Below are 15709 nucleotides of genomic sequence, written 5' to 3'. Positions count from 1 at the left end.
GCCGATGTTGCCCAGGCCCAGCACCGCGGTGCCGTTGGTGATCACGCCCACCAGGTTGCCGCGGCCGGTGTACCGGTACACATTGGCCGGATCGGCCACGATTTCTTCACAGGCTGCCGCCACCCCGGGCGAATACGCCAGGGCCAGGTCCCGCTGGTTGACCAGCGGCTTGGACGCCACGACGGAGATCTTCCCCGGGGTGGGGAACTCGTGATAGTCCAGTGCTGCCTGGCGGTCCGATTGCGTATTCATGGGGCAGAGCCTCCTAGTCTTGATATAGGAAAAATTCTAGGCTCCAATACATAATCAGATCATTCAACTTTAATATTGTTCCATAACCTTTATCTTATGCATTGCCTATGACAGCCTTTGATCCGGACCTCGTCATCCGGAAACTGACCTCGCGGCTGAAAATGCGCCATCTGGTCTTGCTGCTGCAGATCGAGCAGCACGGTTCGCTGACCCGGGTGGCCGAGCACATGGCCACCAGCCAGCCAGCCGTGACCAATGCCCTGGCGGAACTGGAAAGCATGTTCGACGTGCCCCTGTTCGAACGCTCGGTGCGCGGCATGACACCGACGCCCCTGGGCGCGGTGGTGCTGGCGCGGGCCCGCGCCCTGGTCCACGATCTGGGGCACCTGGTCCAGGAAATGGAAGCCGTCGCGGCCGGCCACGCGGCCCATCTGCACATCGGCGTCATTCCTTTCGTATCCGGGCAGATGCTGTCGTCCGCCATCGGGCGCACGCGGCCGGCGGGCCGCCGGATCACCGCCACCATCCACGAGGGCCAGGGGCCGGCGCTGCTACGCCAATTGCGCGACCATACGCTGGACATGGTGGTGGGCTGGGCCACGCCCTCGGTGGACATGGACAACCTGGGTTTCGAGGTGCTCTACCACCAACAGCCGCGCCTGATCGCCAGCCGCCGGCTGGCTGCCCGCCTGGGTCGCTCGCGGCTGGAATGGAACCGGCTGGCCGACCTGGACTGGATCCTGGGCACGCCCGACAGCCCGATCCGCGAACAGGTTTCCGAGATCTTCCTGCGCGCAGGCCTGGCGCCCCCGACGCCCTCGGTACAGAGCGACTCCTCCAAGCTGATCGGGGAAATGATCGTGGCCAGCGACCGAGCCGTCGCCATCCTGCCCGCCGACATCGCCGACGAACTGGTGCGCATTGCGGGAGCGGCCATCGTGCCGTATTCCTTTGACTGGACCCTCCCGCCTATCGCGCTGTTCACGCGCGCGGACGGACTGCGCCGCAACGTGGACGCCCTGTTCGCCGCCGCGCTGCGCGAGGCCTATACCAAAGGCGCGCGCCCGCCCGCCTGAACCGCGCCAGCGCCGGGAAAATTGCCAACAAATGCAAATGCGCTCGCTCTGCGGCCGCACGCCCTCCTATACTTCCCGCGCCAAGCAACAAGCAGGAGGGCACGCAGTTTGTTCACACTTCCGCCTATCAACCCGGGCCGCGGCGCGATCGCCCTCGTCATGTTCGCCGCGCTCGCCGGATTGTCCGGCTGCAATTCGCTGCTGAACGAAGGCACGGGCGCCGCGGCCGGTATCGCCGGCACCGCCATCGCCAACAAGGTCACGGACAACGCCACGGTCGCCACCGGCATCGGCCTGGGCGTGCAAGCCGGCGCCAAGGCCGCGCTGGCCTACGCGCAACGCAAGACCCGCGGCGAAGAGCAGGATGCCATTGCCATGGCGGCGGGCCCGCTGGCGGTAGGCAAGGTGGCCAACTGGCAAGTCAAGCACCAGTTGCCCATCGAAAGCGACGCCCGGGGCCAGGTCACCGTCAGCCGCCTGATCGGCGGGGTGAACCTGGAATGCAAGGAAGTGGTCTTCTCGATTGATACGCCCGCCGACAAGGCCGGCGCCGATCCCCAACGCGAGTTCTACGTCACCACCGTCTGCCGCGACGGCGAGCACTGGCGCTGGGCCAGCGCCGAACCCGCCACGGCCCGCTGGGGCTCGCTGCAGTGAGGCGCGCCGCGAGTCTGCTGGCGCTGGGCGCCTGCCTGGGTCTGGCCGGCTGCCAGAGTTCCTCGATCGGCGGGGCGACCGGCGCCGTGGTCGGCACGGTCAGCGGCGCCGCCACCGCCAATCCGGTAGCGGGCTATGCCATCGGCGTCACCGTGCAGGCCGCCGTGGACGCCACCGTGAAATACGTGCTGCGCGAATGGAAGAACGACCAGCAGAACGTCATGGCCAACGCCGCCGGCGCGCTGGCCGTCGGCGAGGTCCGCCAATGGGAAATCCGCCATGCGCTTCCAGTGGGCAACGAGCGCGGCAGCATCCAGGCAGTGCGCGACATCGCCACACCGCTGGCCCATTGCCGCGAAGTGCTGTTCACGGTGGAGCAGAAGGATGCCCCCGCGCCCGCCTACTCCAGCATGATCTGCCAGCAGCCGGGCGGCCAGTGGAAGTGGGCCGCGGCCGAACCCTCGGTCGCTCGGTGGAACGGGCTGCAGTAGCCTGAACGCCGACCGGCTTGATCCCCCCGCGATGCGCGGGCGATACTGCATGCCAGCCCCACCCCCATTCCCGCCCATGAATCCAGGCCAGTTCGTCATGCAACGCAGTGCGCTCGCCGGCGTGCAGGCCGTGGCCGCGCACAGCCGACATGCATTCGCGCGCCATACGCATGAGCAATTCGGCATAGGCGTAATGCGCCTGGGCGCCCAGGTCTCGCACAGCGGCCGCGGGCAGGTCGAGGCCGGCCCCGGCCACGTCATCACGGTAAACCCCGGCGAAGTGCATGACGGCGCCCCCATCGGCGATCACGGGCGCGCCTGGCAGATGCTGTACCTGGATCCCGAGGTCATTGCCCAGGCCGCGGCCGAACTGGACGCAGGCAGCCAGAGCTACGAATTCGAACATCCCGCGCAAGACCGCCCGGCGCTGGCGCGCGACGTCCTGGCGCTGTATGCCGAGGCCACCGCCGGCGCCGCGCCTCTGGCTTGCGAAGCGCTGCTGCTGCGCATCCTGGCCCAGGCGCGCGACCGCGACGCGGCGCGCCTGGCCCCCCGCCCACGCGCCGCGCCCGACGCCATCCGCCACGCGCGCGCCCTGATCGACGATGACCCGGCCGCCTTGTTGACGCTGGCCGACCTGGCCGCAGCCTGCGGGCTGAGCCGCTATCAGGTGCTGCGGGCCTTTGCCCGCGAAACCGGCCTCACGCCCCACGCGTATCAGATTCAGCGCCGGCTGCTGCTCGCCCGCAGCCTGATCCGCCGGGGCTCGTCCCTGGCCGACGCCGCAGCCACGGTCGGTTTCGCCGACCAGAGCCATATGACCCGCCTGTTCGTGCGCGCCTATGGCGTGTCGCCGCGCCGCTACGCGCTGGCCGCCGGCTGAGCGCTGCAATTTCGTTCAAGACCCGCCCCGGACCGGTCGCTTAGCCTGTGCGCCTTACTCCTATCGGGCGCGAATCGGGTCATGAACAATCGCATGCAGGGCTATTGCTATCTGGCGGCGGCCATGGTGCTGGTAGGCAGCACGGTGGCCGCCAGCAAGATCATCGGATCGGGCTTGCCGCCCTTCACCGCGACCGCCTTGCGCTTTGCCATTGCCCTGCCCTGCTTCATTCTGCTGATGGCATTCACCGGCGCGCGCCTGCCACGGCTGTGCTGGCGCGACTGGCTGCTGCTGGCGGCCCAGGCCACCGCCGGCAGCGTGGGCTACACCACGTTGCTGATCGCCGGCCTGCAACGCGCGTCGGCCGTCGATGGCGGCATCATCCTGGGCACCCTCCCGCTGGTTTCCGCCGCTATCGCCATCGTGCTGCTGGGCGAACGTCCGGCCAAGGCCACGCTGGCCGCCATTGCCGCAGCGGGCTTGGGCGTCTGGCTGATGATGCGCCATTCAGCCGATACGGGCGGCGCGCACTCGTTATCCGGCAATGCGCTGATCCTGGGCGCCGTGCTGTGCGAAGGGTTGTTCATCCTGCTCAATAAACGGCTGCGCCAGCCGGTGGCGCCGCTGGCCTTGTCCACGCTCATGACGGGTTTCGGCCTCGCGTTCTCGGCGTTGGCAAGCGTGGCGGAAGCCCCCTGGAACCTGTCCTTGCCCCTGCCGGCCCTGACGGCGGTGGCCTACTACGCGCTGGTGCCCACCGTGGGCGGCTTCCTGCTCTGGTACGCCGGCGCGGCCCGCGTGCAGGGCGCCGAGGCCGCTTTGTTCACCGCGCTGGCGCCGGTATCGGCCGTGGCGCTGGCCGCCGGACTGCTGGGTGAATCCTTGGCCTACGCGCAGGTGGCGGGCATGGCCTGCGTGCTTGGCGCAGTGATGACGCTGGCCGGGTCCGGCATCCGTACACGCAGCAGACAGGCCGCCGCCGCAGCGCAGGCTCGTCACGGCGATGGAGCCCGCGCGGATCCTAGCCGCGGCTGAACGCCAGAGCGAATTCGTCGGAAAAGATATCGGCCAGAGAACGGCGCAGCGCGGCCGCCCGCTCGGGGCCGTAGGCCGACTCGAAGCGGCGCTGCGCCTCCTTCCACAACCGCCGGGACTCCGCCAGCTTGGCGCGGCCGGCATCCGTCAGGGCCACCCGCCGGCTGCGGCCATCCAGGGGATCGCGCGACATCTGCACGTAGCCATCGCGCTCCAGCGGCTTGAGGTTGTGCGCCAGCGCCGACCGGTCCAGCACCATGATCCGCGCCAGGTCCGTCATGGACGGCGTGCCTGCGCGCGCGATGTGCACCAGGATGGAATGCTGCGACACTTTCAGGCCGCAGGGCGCCAGCACCGTGTCGTACAACTGGGACACGCGCCGTGTCGCCTTGCGCAGCGCGGCGCCGTTGCAGACGAGCGGGTCGGGCGCAATGGAGGCGGCGGGGACGGAAGGCTGTTCGTCGGACATGACAGGCGCAATAAGTGTTGGGCGGCAAGGACTAAACGCTACCGCCGGGCCGGGTTCCAGTCTAGCCCAATCTTGACTTTTATTGGCATATGCACGTAAATATCCGGACGCCATCCTCAGGCTTCCTGCCATGTCCGCGTCCCCGCCTCCCCGCCCCGTCAACGCGCGCCTGCACGCCATGCTCCATGCACCCATCGCGCCCACGCTGGCGCGGCTGGCATGGCCGAATATCCTGATGATGCTGGCGCAATCCTCCACCGGCTTGATCGAAACGTGGTTCCTGGCCCGCCTGGGCACGCCCGTGCTGGCGGGGGTCGCCCTGGTGGTGCCCGTGCTGATGCTGATGCAGAACATGTCGCAAGGCGCAATGGGCGGCGGCATCTCGGCTGCGGTGGCCCGGTCCCTGGGCGGCGGCCGGCAACGCGAGGCCGACCAGCTGGTGCTGCATGCCGTGGTGCTCAACGGCTTATTGGGCCTGGGCTTTTGCGCGCTGTTGCTGCTTGGCGGTCCGCGCCTGTACCGAGCGCTGGGCGCGGAAGGCGAGGCGCTGGAGGCGGCCTTGGCCTATTCCGACGTCATCTTCGGCGGCATCGTCCTGATGTGGCTGATGAATGCGTTCGCCAGCGCCATCCGCGGCACCGGCAATATGCTCGTGCCCGGCGCCGTAATCTGCGGCGGCGCCCTGCTGCTGATCCCGCTATCGCCCTGCCTGATCTTCGGCTGGGGACCGTTTCCCGCCTTGGGCGTGGCCGGAGGCGGCTGGGCGCTGGTCATCTATTACGCCCTGGGCACGCTGATCCTGGGGCTGTACTGCGCCAGCGGGCGCAACGCGGCGCGCCTGGTGCCCAGCCGCCTGTATCCGGGCCTGATGCGCAACATACTCAGCGTGGGCGCGCTGGCCACCATCAACCCGCTCTTGACCAACGCCCTGGTGGCCCTGACGGCAGCGCTGGTTGGCGCATATGCCGGCACGGCCGCGGTCGCCGGCTATGGCATCGCGGTCCGCCTGGAATACCTGCTGATGCCCATTGCCTTCGGACTCGGCGCGCCCATGGTGGCGATGGTGGGATCCAACATCGGCGCGGGCCAGCCCGAACGCGCGCTGCGCATCGCCTTGACCGGAGGCGCCATGGCCTTTGTGCTGGCCGAGACCATCGGACTGGCGGCGGCGTTCTTCCCCGAGGCCTGGCTGCGCCTGTTCGGCGCGCAGGACCATATGCTGGAAGCCGGCGCCAGCTACCTGCGCACCGTCGGCCCGGTCTACGGCTTCTTCGCCCTGGGCTTCTCGATGTACTTCGCTTCACAAGGCGCGGGCCGCCTGAAATGGCCGCTAATCGCGGGTTTCCTGCGCTTGCTGCTCGCCATCGGCGCCGGCGCCATCGCCTTGCGCCTGACGGGATCGTTGAGCCTGTTCTTCGCGATTGCGGCCGTGGCGATGTGCGTCTATGGCCTGGTCATCCTGGGCGCCATCGCTTCAGGCTCCTGGTTCGATCGCGCGCCTTTGCGCAAGCGCGGACTGTTCGCGCGCCCCTAGCGCGCTATGGCGCCGGGGCGTCGCGCAGGGCGTACGCCACCAGCTCGGCCGCGTAGGCCGGCAGGGTGTCGCGCACGCACAGCACCAGGTCGCGCGTGGCCCAGTCATCGGCCAGGGCTACACGCCGCACGCCCGCCGTCCGGCCATAACGCGCCGCAGCCACGCGGGGCACGATGCCTATGCCTACTCCCTGCCCCACCATCCGGCACACGGCGTCGAAGCTGCGCAGCCGCACACGGTACGACAAGGCCTTGCCGCCTCGGCGCGCGTGATGCGCAATGTGTTCCTGCAAGGCGCTGCCCTCGACCAGCCCGACAAATTCCTGGTCAGCCACATCAGCCAGCAGCACCGACGGGCGTCCGGCCAGCGCGTGGTCCGGCGGCACGATCAGCGTCAGCGGGTCATGGCGAAAGGTTTGCGTGGTGAGGCCGTGCAGGTCGGCGGAATCCGCCAGCACGCCGATGTCGCAGGTGCCCGCGCGCAACGCGTCGGCAATCTCATGGCTCAGGCGTTCCTCCAGGTCCACTGAGACGCGGGGATGGTCCTTGAGAAAAGCGCCCAACACCGGCGGCAGGTATTCGCTCAACGCCGTGGTGTTGCACAGCACACGCACATGCCCCTTCAATCCCTGCCCGTAGTGGTCCAGTTCGCCGCGCATGCGGTCCATCTGCGCCAGCACCACGCGCGCGTGGTGCGCCAGTGTGCGGCCCGCCGGCGTGGGCTCGACCCCGCGCGGCTCGCGCAGCAGCAGCGGCACGCCCAGCGTGTCCTCCATGCCGCGTATGCGTTCGCTGGCCGAGGCCAGCGTCATATGGGAACGCCTGGCCCCCGCCGTGATGGAGCCGGTTTCCTGCACGTTGAGGAACAGCCGCAGATCGGTGAGATCGAATCGCATGCCCAAAGCGTAGCACGCGGACCCTCAGGCCCAACCATAGGGTCGCTATGCAATTTCCCGATATGAGCTTCACTTCCGGGGAAGGACAATGAATCCCAAGCACCTATTTTCCGGGGAAAATCCATGAAAACCTTGAATCCGCGCTCCGCGTTGGCGCACCGGTCCGCCCTGGCCCTGCTGGCGTGGGCCTTGCATGGCTCAGGCATGGCCGAAGCCAGCAGCCTGGACCCGCACACAACGCCGGCACAGAAATACGCGCTTGCGTTGGAGGCCCAGACCGTGGGCGACTACGCCGCCATGGCGCAATGGCTGCGCGCAGCCGCAAGCGACGGCCACGCCGCCGCGCAGCGCATGCTGGGAATTGCGCTGCTCGGCGGACCGGCGTTGTACGGGGAATCGGTGCGCGCCGACCTGTGCGAAGGGCGACGGTGGCTATTGCTGGCCGCACGCCAGGACGGCGCCGCTACGGACGACGTAGCCTATGCGCTGTTCGGCCGGCCCCGCACGGGCCTCACCGCCCACTGCGAGCCAGCATGAATTTTCCTGATCTGCTTCCCGGCGGCACGCCAGCGTTGATCGCGATCACCCTATCCGTGTTCATACTGGCCGGCGTGGTCAAAGGCGTCGTGGGCCTGGGCTTGCCCACCATCTCGATGGCCATGCTGGCGCTGGTCATGGCTCCGGCCCAGGCCGCGGCGCTGTTGATCGTGCCCTCCCTGATCACCAATCTCTGGCAGGCCCGGCCGTGGCCCACGCTGCCGCGAGTCTTGCGCCGCATCGGCGCCATGCAGGCGGGTGTCTGCGCAGGCACCATAGGCGGCGCGCTGTGGCTGGGACCGCCTTCGGGCCAGTGGGCAAGCGTGTGCCTGGGCCTGGCACTGGTGGCCTATGCAGCCTGGGGCCTGTTCGGCTCGCCCCCCAGCGCGCCGCAGCGTTACGCAGGACTGACGGGTCTGGCGGTCGGAGCCGTCACCGGCCTCATCACGGCCGCGACGGGGGTGTTCGTGATTCCCGCCGTGCCCTATCTGCAAGCCCTGAACCTGGGCAAGGACGGCCTGATCCAAGCGATGGGCATTTCGTTCACGGTGTCCACCGTGGCGCTGGCCGTGGGCCTCGCCATCAACGGTGGCTACTCGCCCGAGGCGGCCGGCGCATCCGTGCTGATGCTGTTGCCCGCGCTGGCCGGCATGGCGCTGGGCACCTGGTTGCGCGGCAGGATGTCGCCGCAGGTATTCAAGCGCTGCTTCATGGTGAGCCTGGCGCTGCTGGGCGCCTATCAGGCCGCCCAGGGCTGGGCCGCCTGATACCGGCAATCACGCGGCCAAACGCCTTTCGTCCACGAAGCCGATCGACACGGACATCTCGCGCCAGCGCGCCAACTCCTGCTGCACCGACTGGATCTTGGCGCGGGCCTGATCGAAGGCATCGCGTCCCAGGAACAGGTGCAGGGGCGCGTACTGCGCTTGCGCCGCGTTGATCAGCGCTCGCGCCACCTTGGCGGGGTCGCCATCCGAGTCGCGCGCCGGTGCATTGCGCGCCGCCTGTTCGGGCGCGTCGCCCCCTCCCGCGGCCGCATGCATCGCGCCCGGATACACCAGCGACACCCGGATGCCGAAAGGCTCGGTCTCCGCCGCCAGCGCTTCGGTCAGGCCGCTGACCGCAAACTTGGCTGCGCTGTAGGCGCCCCAATCGACGCGGCCGCCATCGAATCCGAGAATGGACGAGATGTTGAACACATGCCCGCTGCGCTGCGCGCGCATGTGCGGCAACACAGCGCGGATCACGTTCAGCGTGGCGAACACATTAATGTCGAAAGTGCTGCGCAAGTCTGCATCCGGCAAGCTGTCCAGTGCGCCCCGCAACCCATGGCCCGCGTTGTTCACCACCACGTCCAGCCCGCCGAAAGCCGCAACCGTGGCGTCCACGGCGCGCCGCAGTTTGCGCTCGTCCGCCAGATCCACCGTCAGGGGCAGGAACTGGCCTTCCAGCTTGACTCCTACCGCGTCCAGCAGCGCATCGCCGTCCCGCGACGTCGCCGCCACCTTGTGGCCCAAGTCCAGCAGCATCTTCACCAAGACCAGGCCCAGCCCTGAGGATGCGTCCGTCACAAACCAGATTTTTTCGGTATTCATGCGATTCCTTCCCTTGCGTGCGCTGCCGCCTACGCGCCCGGCAGCGTGGCGGAGGCGGCGCGTCCGCCATGGACGCACCGCCTCGACCTCGGAAGAGATGGTAAGAATCGCAAGCCGGCGCGTACAGGCTCGTTCTTGCGTGAAACCTGCCTATTCCTGCAACGCTGTGTTCCGCGCTCAGCCCAGCGCGCTGCGGTAGTGCTCGCTATCGAAGGCGGGCGCGCTCGCGGTCCGCGGCGCGGCCGGCTGCTCCACCGCCGTGCCAGGCGTTTCCACGCCGAAGAGCGAGAGTTCCGCGTTGACGAGTGCCAGGATGAAATTTGCCATGATGATTCCTTGGATATTGCGTCCAGACCCACGCGGGCCGCGCAGGTCTTATATGAGGACATGCCTGCCATGGTGCGGGCCTGGGAGCACGCCGTCCATTTGCTTTGTTCAATGGCGGCGATTGACGGCATGCAAGCCTGGAGGCGCCCAAGGCGGGAATGACGGATAATTCGGATGTTTTCCGCGACACTGCGGGAAGCGGCACTGTTTTTTTGGGCCTTGCGCCCGCCCGCATTCGGAGTCAGTCATGCATCGCGGTATCGAGGCGATCGAAAAATTCATGGAATCCGTCGGCCTGGCCTGGCACCCCGGCTCGACCGAACGCGCCGAGCTGAAAGTCAGCTACCGCATCGGCAACACCCGTCCGCTGGGCATCGACCGCACGTTGGTCGAGTTCCATTGCGACCCCAAGCGCGCCAAGGTCTGGGTGCCGGAATTCTCGCGCACCAGCTTCCACCAATGGTTCGAAGTGCCCTACCAGGAATTCGAGTTCACGCCTGGCGGCTCGATGCTCAAGATCAAGGCCCCGGCGCGGGGCAATGCTCCGCCCTACACCGTGGGCATCAAGCCGCTGGCCTGACCCGGCCGCCGTCTGGCGGCGCCTACGACAGTTGCTTGTACATGATGGTAGTTCCGTCCAGCTTGGCGGCGTCATGCGGATCGCGGCTGAATCCCGGTATCACTCCCACCGTCTGGTAGCCCTGGGACGCGTACAGCGGCTCGGCGCTATCACCTGTGCGCGTGTCCAGCGTGAGCAGGCTGCGGCCCTGGCACCGCGCCATGGATTCCGCCTCCGCCAACAAGGCGCGCGCAATGCCGCGGCGGCGGAAATCCGGATGCACCAGCAACTTGCGCACTTCGGCGCGGTGCGGCTGATTGGGCGGTGTATCCCAATCCAGCTGCACCGATCCCGCCACGCGTCCGTCCTGCCGCGCCACCCACAGCGCCGCCTTGCCCCCGGCGACCGCCGGCAGCACCTTGGCGCGCCAGAAAGCCTGCGCGTCCTCGGAGGAGTACGGCAGCACGAAGCTGACGCTGGCGCCACCCTGCACACAGGCACGCAGCAGTTCGGCCAAATCGGGCACGAGGGCGTCGGCGGACTGCGCCGACAGCAGTATCAATTCGGGATTCGGATAGGACATGGCGGGCTCAGACAATAAAGAGCAGATAGCGGGCGCCGCAATGCGGCGGGGTTGAGAATTCGCTGGCGCCGAACAGCTGGTAGCGCAGGCAGTCGCCCTGCGACAGGCTGTGCGCCTGCCCGTCGACGGTGATGGCCAGTTCGCCTTCCAGCATCAGCAGGTGATGTTCCAGTCCCGGCCGGGGCGAGCGCTCGTATGCGATGCGCGCGCCGGGCGCCAATTCGCACGCCAGCACCTCGCCCGCCAATTGCTGCGCGGGCGGGGACACCGAGCGGCGGCGAAAGCCGGCGCTGCCGTCGACCCACACGGTTTGCGCCTGCTGGGGCACCAGCGGCACGAAGTCATCCTCGACCATGAGCATCAGGCGCGACATGGTCAGGCCGTAGGCAGAGCACAGCTTGCCCAGGGCGCTGGCGGTGGGACTGACTTCCGCGTTTTCCAGGCGGGACAAGGTGGCGCGGCTGAGGCCCGCGCGAGCGGCCAACTCGTCCAGGGACCAATTGCGTTCCTGGCGCAACGCCTTGAGCCGCCCTGCGATGCGGCGGTCCAGATCGGCTTCGGATATCGGGTTGTTTTCCATATAAGAGAATTTCTCTCAAATACGGAAAATCGTCAAGATCATTGTGAGTAGGCGCATTGGACAGGGCCAAATCGAGCCCGCGCCCCGATTTCGGCACAATACGGGTCATGCACCTGGCCAAACCCCTGATGATGACCACTCTTTGCCTGAGCCTGCTGAGCGGCTGCGGCTTGCCGCCGCTGGACAACCGCAGCGTATCCCGCGCCCTGACGCCCGAGGCATCGCAAGATACCGCCCTGGGCCGAGCCATCGCGCCGCTGGCAGCCGGGCATCCCGGCAAGTCCGGCATCCATCCCCTGCCCGACGCCTATGATGCCTTCGCCGCCCGCATGCTGCTGGCGCGCGCCGCCCAGCGCAGCCTGGACGTGCAGTACTACATCTGGCACAAGGACATGACGGGCACCATGTTGCTGGAGGCGCTGCACGAAGCCGCCGACCGCGGCGTGCGCGTCCGGCTGCTGCTGGACGACAACGGCACCTCCGGACTGGACGAAGAACTGTCCGCGCTGGACGCGCACCCGAACATCGAGGTGCGGCTGTACAACCCCTTCGTATTGCGCTGGCCCAAGCCGCTGGGCTACGTGACGGACTTCCGCCGGCTCAATCGCCGCATGCACAATAAGTCCTTCACGGCCGATAACCAAGCCACCATCATCGGCGGCCGCAACATCGGCGACGAATACTTCGGCGCGGCCAGCGGCGTGCTGTTCACCGACCTGGACGTGCTGTCCATCGGCGCCGTCGTCAACGATGTATCGGTGGATTTCGACCGGTATTGGGCGAGCGACTCGGCCTATCCGGTAGACCGGCTGCTGAAAAAGACCGACCCGGGCGAACTGGACGAACTGGAACAGGCCGCGGCGCGGGTCGAGCGATCTCCGGAAGCCGCCGCTTATGCCGAAGCCATGCGCAAGCTGCCCTTCATCCAGCAACTGTTGCGCGGCGAACTGACGCTGGAATGGGCCGATACGCGCATGGTCAGCGACGATCCGCGCAAAACACTGGGCACCGCGCCGCCCGAAGCAATGCTGCCGCATCAGCTGCATGAAATCCTGGGCACGCCCACCACCGATCTCGAACTGGTGTCGCCCTATTTCGTGCCCACCGCCGTCGGCACCGAGTCCTTCGGCCAAATGGCGCGTAGCGGCGTCAAGGTCAAGGTCCTCACCAATGCGCTCGAAGCGACGGACGTCGCCGTGGTGCATTCCGGCTACGCCAAGCGCCGCAAGGACCTGCTGGCCAGCGGCGTGGAACTCTACGAAATGAAGCGCATGGGCGCCGAAGTCGAACGCAACAAGAGCATGGGCCCCTTTGGCAGCTCGGGCTCGAGCCTGCACGCCAAGACCTTCGCCGTCGACGGCAGGCGCATCTTCGTCGGTTCCTTCAACTTCGACCCGCGCTCGGCCAAGCTCAACACCGAGCTGGGCTTCGTCATAGACAGCCCCACGCTGGCGCGCCACATCGCCGACGCCTTCGACAAGGACATCCCCAGATCCGCCTACCGCGTCTGCCTGGACGACAAGGGCCAGCTCTATTGGCTGGAACAGCGCAACGGCGACACCATACGGCACGACACCGAGCCCGGCACCACCGTGTGGCAACGCCTGTCGGTCTGGTTCGTGTCGCTGCTGCCGCTGGAACCGCTGCTGTAGGCTGGCATGACTACCAACCTGGACCTGTTTGGCGAAGACGGCGACGACGGCGCCGTACAAGGCGGACGCGTCGTGCTCGGTCCGCAATCCTTGGTGCTGCGCGGCTTTGCCCTGCCCATGATGGACGCGCTGCTCGCCGGAGTCGATGCGGTGGCCGCGCAGGCGCCCTTCCGGCACATGGAAACCCCCGGCGGCTACACCATGTCAGTGGCGCTGACCAATTGCGGGCAGCTGGGCTGGACCAGCGATGCGCGCGGCTACCGCTATACGCGCACCGATCCGCTCTCCGGCCAACCCTGGCCCGCCATGCCCCCGGCCTTCATGCTGCTGGCGCAGGCCGCCGCGGCCGAGGCCGGCTTTGCCGGCTTCGAGCCGGACGCCTGCCTGGTCAACCGCTATGAGCCAGGCTCGCGCCTGTCGCTGCACCAGGACAGGAACGAACGCGACTACGGCGCGCCCATCGTCTCCGTATCGCTGGGCATACCCGCCATGTTCCTCTTCTGCGGCGAGCAGCGCGCGGACAAGGCCAGCCGCACACCGCTGTTCCATGGCGACGTGGTCGTGTGGGGCGGGGTCGACCGGCTGCGCTACCACGGCATCATGCCAATCAAGGATCTGCCGCATCCGCGGCTGGGCAGCCAGCGTATCAACTTCACCATCCGCCGCGCCGGCTGAGCGCGGCATGAGGGTTCCCCGCGTCTGGCCGGGCGCAAGCGGCGGCTCTACTATTGCGCACCCCTCATGCTCCGCCTACCGGATTCCCATGCGCACACGCACCGCCCTGGCTTTGCTCTGCACCCTCGTATCGGCGCCTTCCTGGTCGGATGAACCGCCCGCCCTGATCGAAAATTCACTGGGCATGACCTTTGTCCGCGTGCCGGCCGGCAGCTTCCAGATGGGCAGCGACGAGACGCCCGAGGCGCTGGCGCGCGACTATCCGCTCTACCCGCCGGACCGCTACGCCCAGCTATCCGATGAAGCGCCAGTGCATACGGTGCGCATCACCCGCCCGTTCTACCTGGAACGCACCGAGGTCACCGTGGGCCAGTTCCGCCGCTTCATCGAGGCGTCCGGCTACGTGCCGGAGTCGGAGGCCGACGGCACGGGCGGCTATGGCTACAACCCGCAGTACGACCCCGACAAATCCGAGCGCGGCGATGCCTTCGAAGGCCGTGACCGCCGCTACTCCTGGCGCAATCCGGGCTTCGCGCAAGGCGACGACCATCCCGTGGTCAACATCAGCTGGAACGACGCCACGGCGCTGGCGCGCTGGCTGACCCAGACCGAAGGCAAGGTCTACCGCCTGCCCACCGAGGCAGAATGGGAATACGCCTGCCGCGCCGGCACACGCACCCGCTACCAGAATGGCGACGATCCCGCCGCCATGCCCGACGTCGGCAACGGCTTCGACGCCGACGCCGCGCCGCTCTGGCCCAAATGGCAGACGCATGCCTCCGCCCGCGCCGACGGCCATGCCTTCACCGCCCCGGTCGCCAGCTACGCGCCCAATGCCTTCGGCCTGTACGACATGCACGGCAATGCCTGGGAGTGGGTCTCGGACTGGTATGGCGAGGACTACTACGCGCATTCCCCTGTGGATGACCCCCAGGGCCCCGCCAGCGGCAACGTGCGCGTGCGGCGCGGCGGCTCCTGGCATACCTGGGCGCTCTACACCCGCGCCTCCTACCGCAACTGGAACACCCAGGAAACGCGCTATCCTCTGGTGGGACTGAGGCTGCTGCGGGAGGCCGATTGAAACAAGACTGGATACTGCGCGCCGCGCCCTCGGGCCAGCTGGAGCGCATCGAGGCCTATTTCGGGGGCTCCGGCTATGGCATGCACCGCCACGACACCTACGCCATCGGCCGCACGCTGTCGGGCGTGCAGAGCTTCCACTACCGCCGCGGACTGCGTCACAGTTTGCCCGGCGGCACCATCGTGCTGCATCCCGACGAAGCCCACGACGGCCAGGCAGGGACAGAGGCCGGTTTCCACTACCGCATGATCTACGTCGAGCCGGCACTCATCCAGCAGATCCTGGGCGGACGGCCGCTGCCGTTCATCCCGGGCGGCATCTCGGCCGATCCGCGCCTGTACGCAGCCAGCGCCAGCCTGCTGCGGGACACGCATGATCCGATCGACCCGCTGCAGGAAGACGACGCGCTGTACGAGCTGAGCCATGCCCTGTACGCCGCGGCCGGTGGCAAGCCCGGGCGCCGCAGCGCCGACTACGCCGCCGCCGAGCGCGCCCGCCAGTACATCCACGCCTCCCTCGAACAGTCCATCACCCTAGACCAGCTGTCAGCGGCCGCGGGCAAGGACCGCTGGAGCCTGTCGCGCGACTTCCGCGCGCTGTTCGGTACCAGCCCCTATCGCTACGTGATGCTGCGCCGCCTCGACCAGGCGCGGCACCTGATCGCCGCCGGCATGCCGCTGGCGCAAGCGGCCGCCGCGTCGGGCTTCACCGACCAGAGCCACCTGACGCGCCGCCATGCCCAGACCTACGGCATGGCGCCCGACCGCTGGCGCCGGATGCTGCGCCGCTGAGCCGCCAGCCCCCACGCGCAAGGCTGCACGATCGTAC

General features: G+C 67.9%; 19 protein-coding genes and 1 pseudogene. 13 read left to right on the top strand and 7 right to left on the bottom strand.

The window, feature by feature from the left end:
* Positions 1–252, bottom strand: a pseudogene (locus VCS63_RS19300) (NADP-dependent malic enzyme); the annotation flags it as partial.
* A gap of 107 nt (positions 253–359) precedes the next feature.
* On the opposite strand from VCS63_RS19300, the gene VCS63_RS19295 reads away from it, so the two are divergent.
* The 5 genes from VCS63_RS19295 (at position 360) to VCS63_RS19275 (ending at position 4394) form a co-directional block, all read left to right on the top strand.
* Positions 360–1328: a LysR substrate-binding domain-containing protein gene (locus tag VCS63_RS19295; RefSeq protein WP_042794903.1), complete on the top strand. Its 969-nt coding sequence runs from the start codon at positions 360–362 to the stop codon at positions 1326–1328.
* 159 nt (positions 1329–1487) lie between these two features.
* Positions 1488–1985 carry a hypothetical protein gene (locus tag VCS63_RS19290; RefSeq protein WP_376785090.1) on the top strand — a complete coding sequence of 166 codons (498 nt, stop codon included), beginning with the start codon at positions 1488–1490 and terminating at the stop codon, positions 1983–1985.
* A complete protein-coding gene (locus VCS63_RS19285) occupies positions 1982–2476 on the top strand; it encodes a hypothetical protein (RefSeq protein ID WP_175200758.1) in 495 nt (164 codons plus the stop codon). The genes VCS63_RS19290 and VCS63_RS19285 overlap by 4 nt, the downstream gene beginning before the upstream one ends.
* Before the next feature lie 76 nt (positions 2477–2552).
* A complete protein-coding gene (locus tag VCS63_RS19280) occupies positions 2553–3359 on the top strand; it encodes an AraC family transcriptional regulator (RefSeq protein ID WP_104653748.1) in 807 nt (268 codons plus the stop codon).
* An 81-nt stretch (positions 3360–3440) separates the two neighbouring features.
* The gene (locus VCS63_RS19275; protein WP_323880758.1) at positions 3441–4394 is read left to right on the top strand and encodes a DMT family transporter; all 954 of its coding nucleotides are present in this window, start codon (positions 3441–3443) and stop codon (positions 4392–4394) included.
* Here the strand turns inward: VCS63_RS19275 and VCS63_RS19270 are convergent.
* The gene (locus VCS63_RS19270; protein WP_042794906.1) at positions 4381–4863 is read right to left on the bottom strand and encodes a MarR family winged helix-turn-helix transcriptional regulator; all 483 of its coding nucleotides are present in this window, start codon (positions 4861–4863) and stop codon (positions 4381–4383) included. The two genes, VCS63_RS19275 and VCS63_RS19270, sit on opposite strands and share 14 nt — an antisense overlap.
* 130 nt (positions 4864–4993) lie before the next feature.
* On the opposite strand from VCS63_RS19270, the gene VCS63_RS19265 reads away from it, so the two are divergent.
* Complete coding sequence (locus VCS63_RS19265; protein ID WP_323880756.1) at positions 4994–6397, top strand: MATE family efflux transporter; 1404 nt, start codon at positions 4994–4996, stop codon at positions 6395–6397.
* A 4-nt stretch (positions 6398–6401) separates the two neighbouring features.
* On the opposite strand, the gene VCS63_RS19260 is transcribed toward VCS63_RS19265, so the two are convergent.
* A complete protein-coding gene (locus VCS63_RS19260; RefSeq protein ID WP_042794907.1) occupies positions 6402–7292 on the bottom strand; it encodes a LysR family transcriptional regulator in 891 nt (296 codons plus the stop codon).
* A 123-nt stretch (positions 7293–7415) separates the two neighbouring features.
* On the opposite strand from VCS63_RS19260, the gene VCS63_RS19255 reads away from it, so the two are divergent.
* Positions 7416–7829 (top strand): hypothetical protein, encoded by a 414-nt coding sequence (locus VCS63_RS19255; RefSeq protein ID WP_063640222.1) that lies wholly within the window; start codon positions 7416–7418, stop codon positions 7827–7829.
* Entirely contained in the window at positions 7826–8596 is a 771-nt protein-coding gene (locus VCS63_RS19250; protein WP_112966167.1) for a sulfite exporter TauE/SafE family protein, read from the top strand. Before VCS63_RS19255 ends, VCS63_RS19250 begins: the two co-directional genes overlap by 4 nt.
* A 9-nt stretch (positions 8597–8605) precedes the next feature.
* On the opposite strand, the gene VCS63_RS19245 is transcribed toward VCS63_RS19250, so the two are convergent.
* Entirely contained in the window at positions 8606–9424 is an 819-nt protein-coding gene (locus VCS63_RS19245) for an SDR family oxidoreductase (RefSeq protein ID WP_323880754.1), read from the bottom strand.
* Between the two features lie 177 nt (positions 9425–9601).
* Entirely contained in the window at positions 9602–9751 is a 150-nt protein-coding gene (locus VCS63_RS19240) for a hypothetical protein (protein ID WP_164793141.1), read from the bottom strand.
* A gap of 247 nt (positions 9752–9998) precedes the next feature.
* Here VCS63_RS19240 and VCS63_RS19235 point away from each other — a divergent pair, with 247 nt between their 5' ends.
* Positions 9999–10331: a hypothetical protein gene (locus VCS63_RS19235; RefSeq protein ID WP_063640219.1), complete on the top strand. Its 333-nt coding sequence runs from the start codon at positions 9999–10001 to the stop codon at positions 10329–10331.
* A gap of 22 nt (positions 10332–10353) precedes the next feature.
* Here the strand turns inward: VCS63_RS19235 and VCS63_RS19230 are convergent, their stop codons facing one another.
* Both VCS63_RS19230 and VCS63_RS19225 read right to left on the bottom strand, forming a co-directional pair.
* Positions 10354–10893, bottom strand: coding sequence for a GNAT family N-acetyltransferase (locus VCS63_RS19230; RefSeq protein ID WP_042794910.1), 540 nt, complete (start codon positions 10891–10893; stop codon positions 10354–10356).
* Between the two features lie 7 nt (positions 10894–10900).
* Positions 10901–11473 carry a helix-turn-helix domain-containing protein gene (locus VCS63_RS19225; RefSeq protein WP_042794911.1) on the bottom strand — a complete coding sequence of 191 codons (573 nt, stop codon included), beginning with the start codon at positions 11471–11473 and terminating at the stop codon, positions 10901–10903.
* A 107-nt stretch (positions 11474–11580) separates the two neighbouring features.
* Here VCS63_RS19225 and VCS63_RS19220 point away from each other — a divergent pair, with 107 nt between their 5' ends.
* The 4 genes from VCS63_RS19220 (at position 11581) to VCS63_RS19205 (ending at position 15672) form a co-directional block, all read left to right on the top strand.
* Entirely contained in the window at positions 11581–13125 is a 1545-nt protein-coding gene (locus VCS63_RS19220) for a phospholipase D family protein (RefSeq protein ID WP_088607763.1), read from the top strand.
* A 6-nt stretch (positions 13126–13131) separates the two neighbouring features.
* The gene (gene alkB, locus VCS63_RS19215; RefSeq protein WP_323880752.1) at positions 13132–13800 is read left to right on the top strand and encodes a DNA oxidative demethylase AlkB; all 669 of its coding nucleotides are present in this window, start codon (positions 13132–13134) and stop codon (positions 13798–13800) included.
* Positions 13801–13888: 88 nt separating this feature from the next.
* Positions 13889–14881: a formylglycine-generating enzyme family protein gene (locus tag VCS63_RS19210; protein ID WP_253636705.1), complete on the top strand. Its 993-nt coding sequence runs from the start codon at positions 13889–13891 to the stop codon at positions 14879–14881.
* A complete protein-coding gene (locus VCS63_RS19205) occupies positions 14878–15672 on the top strand; it encodes an AraC family transcriptional regulator (protein ID WP_323880749.1) in 795 nt (264 codons plus the stop codon). The genes VCS63_RS19210 and VCS63_RS19205 overlap by 4 nt, the downstream gene beginning before the upstream one ends.
* Positions 15673–15709: the final 37 nt, after the last annotated feature.

This window comes from Achromobacter sp. D10 (assembly GCF_035282245.1).
Taxonomy (GTDB): Bacteria; Pseudomonadota; Gammaproteobacteria; order Burkholderiales; family Burkholderiaceae_B; genus Achromobacter; species Achromobacter insolitus.
Note: the sequence above shows the minus strand (reverse complement) of the source record. Positions and strands in the feature narration are given on the sequence as shown.

Coding starts and splice junctions, on each gene's coding strand:
- VCS63_RS19245 (WP_323880754.1), bottom strand. CDS start 9,424: ATGAATACCGAAAAAATCTGGTTTGTGACGGACGCATCCTCAGGGCTG.
- VCS63_RS19275 (WP_323880758.1), top strand. CDS start 3,441: ATGAACAATCGCATGCAGGGCTATTGCTATCTGGCGGCGGCCATGGTG.
- VCS63_RS19295 (WP_042794903.1), top strand. CDS start 360: ATGACAGCCTTTGATCCGGACCTCGTCATCCGGAAACTGACCTCGCGG.
- VCS63_RS19250 (WP_112966167.1), top strand. CDS start 7,826: ATGAATTTTCCTGATCTGCTTCCCGGCGGCACGCCAGCGTTGATCGCG.
- VCS63_RS19210 (WP_253636705.1), top strand. CDS start 13,889: ATGCGCACACGCACCGCCCTGGCTTTGCTCTGCACCCTCGTATCGGCG.
- VCS63_RS19255 (WP_063640222.1), top strand. CDS start 7,416: ATGAAAACCTTGAATCCGCGCTCCGCGTTGGCGCACCGGTCCGCCCTG.
- VCS63_RS19230 (WP_042794910.1), bottom strand. CDS start 10,893: ATGTCCTATCCGAATCCCGAATTGATACTGCTGTCGGCGCAGTCCGCC.
- VCS63_RS19290 (WP_376785090.1), top strand. CDS start 1,488: ATGTTCGCCGCGCTCGCCGGATTGTCCGGCTGCAATTCGCTGCTGAAC.
- VCS63_RS19235 (WP_063640219.1), top strand. CDS start 9,999: ATGCATCGCGGTATCGAGGCGATCGAAAAATTCATGGAATCCGTCGGC.
- VCS63_RS19225 (WP_042794911.1), bottom strand. CDS start 11,473: ATGGAAAACAACCCGATATCCGAAGCCGATCTGGACCGCCGCATCGCA.
- VCS63_RS19240 (WP_164793141.1), bottom strand. CDS start 9,751: ATGGCAAATTTCATCCTGGCACTCGTCAACGCGGAACTCTCGCTCTTC.
- VCS63_RS19265 (WP_323880756.1), top strand. CDS start 4,994: ATGTCCGCGTCCCCGCCTCCCCGCCCCGTCAACGCGCGCCTGCACGCC.
- VCS63_RS19280 (WP_104653748.1), top strand. CDS start 2,553: ATGAATCCAGGCCAGTTCGTCATGCAACGCAGTGCGCTCGCCGGCGTG.
- VCS63_RS19260 (WP_042794907.1), bottom strand. CDS start 7,292: ATGCGATTCGATCTCACCGATCTGCGGCTGTTCCTCAACGTGCAGGAA.
- alkB (WP_323880752.1), top strand. CDS start 13,132: ATGACTACCAACCTGGACCTGTTTGGCGAAGACGGCGACGACGGCGCC.
- VCS63_RS19270 (WP_042794906.1), bottom strand. CDS start 4,863: ATGTCCGACGAACAGCCTTCCGTCCCCGCCGCCTCCATTGCGCCCGAC.
- VCS63_RS19220 (WP_088607763.1), top strand. CDS start 11,581: ATGCACCTGGCCAAACCCCTGATGATGACCACTCTTTGCCTGAGCCTG.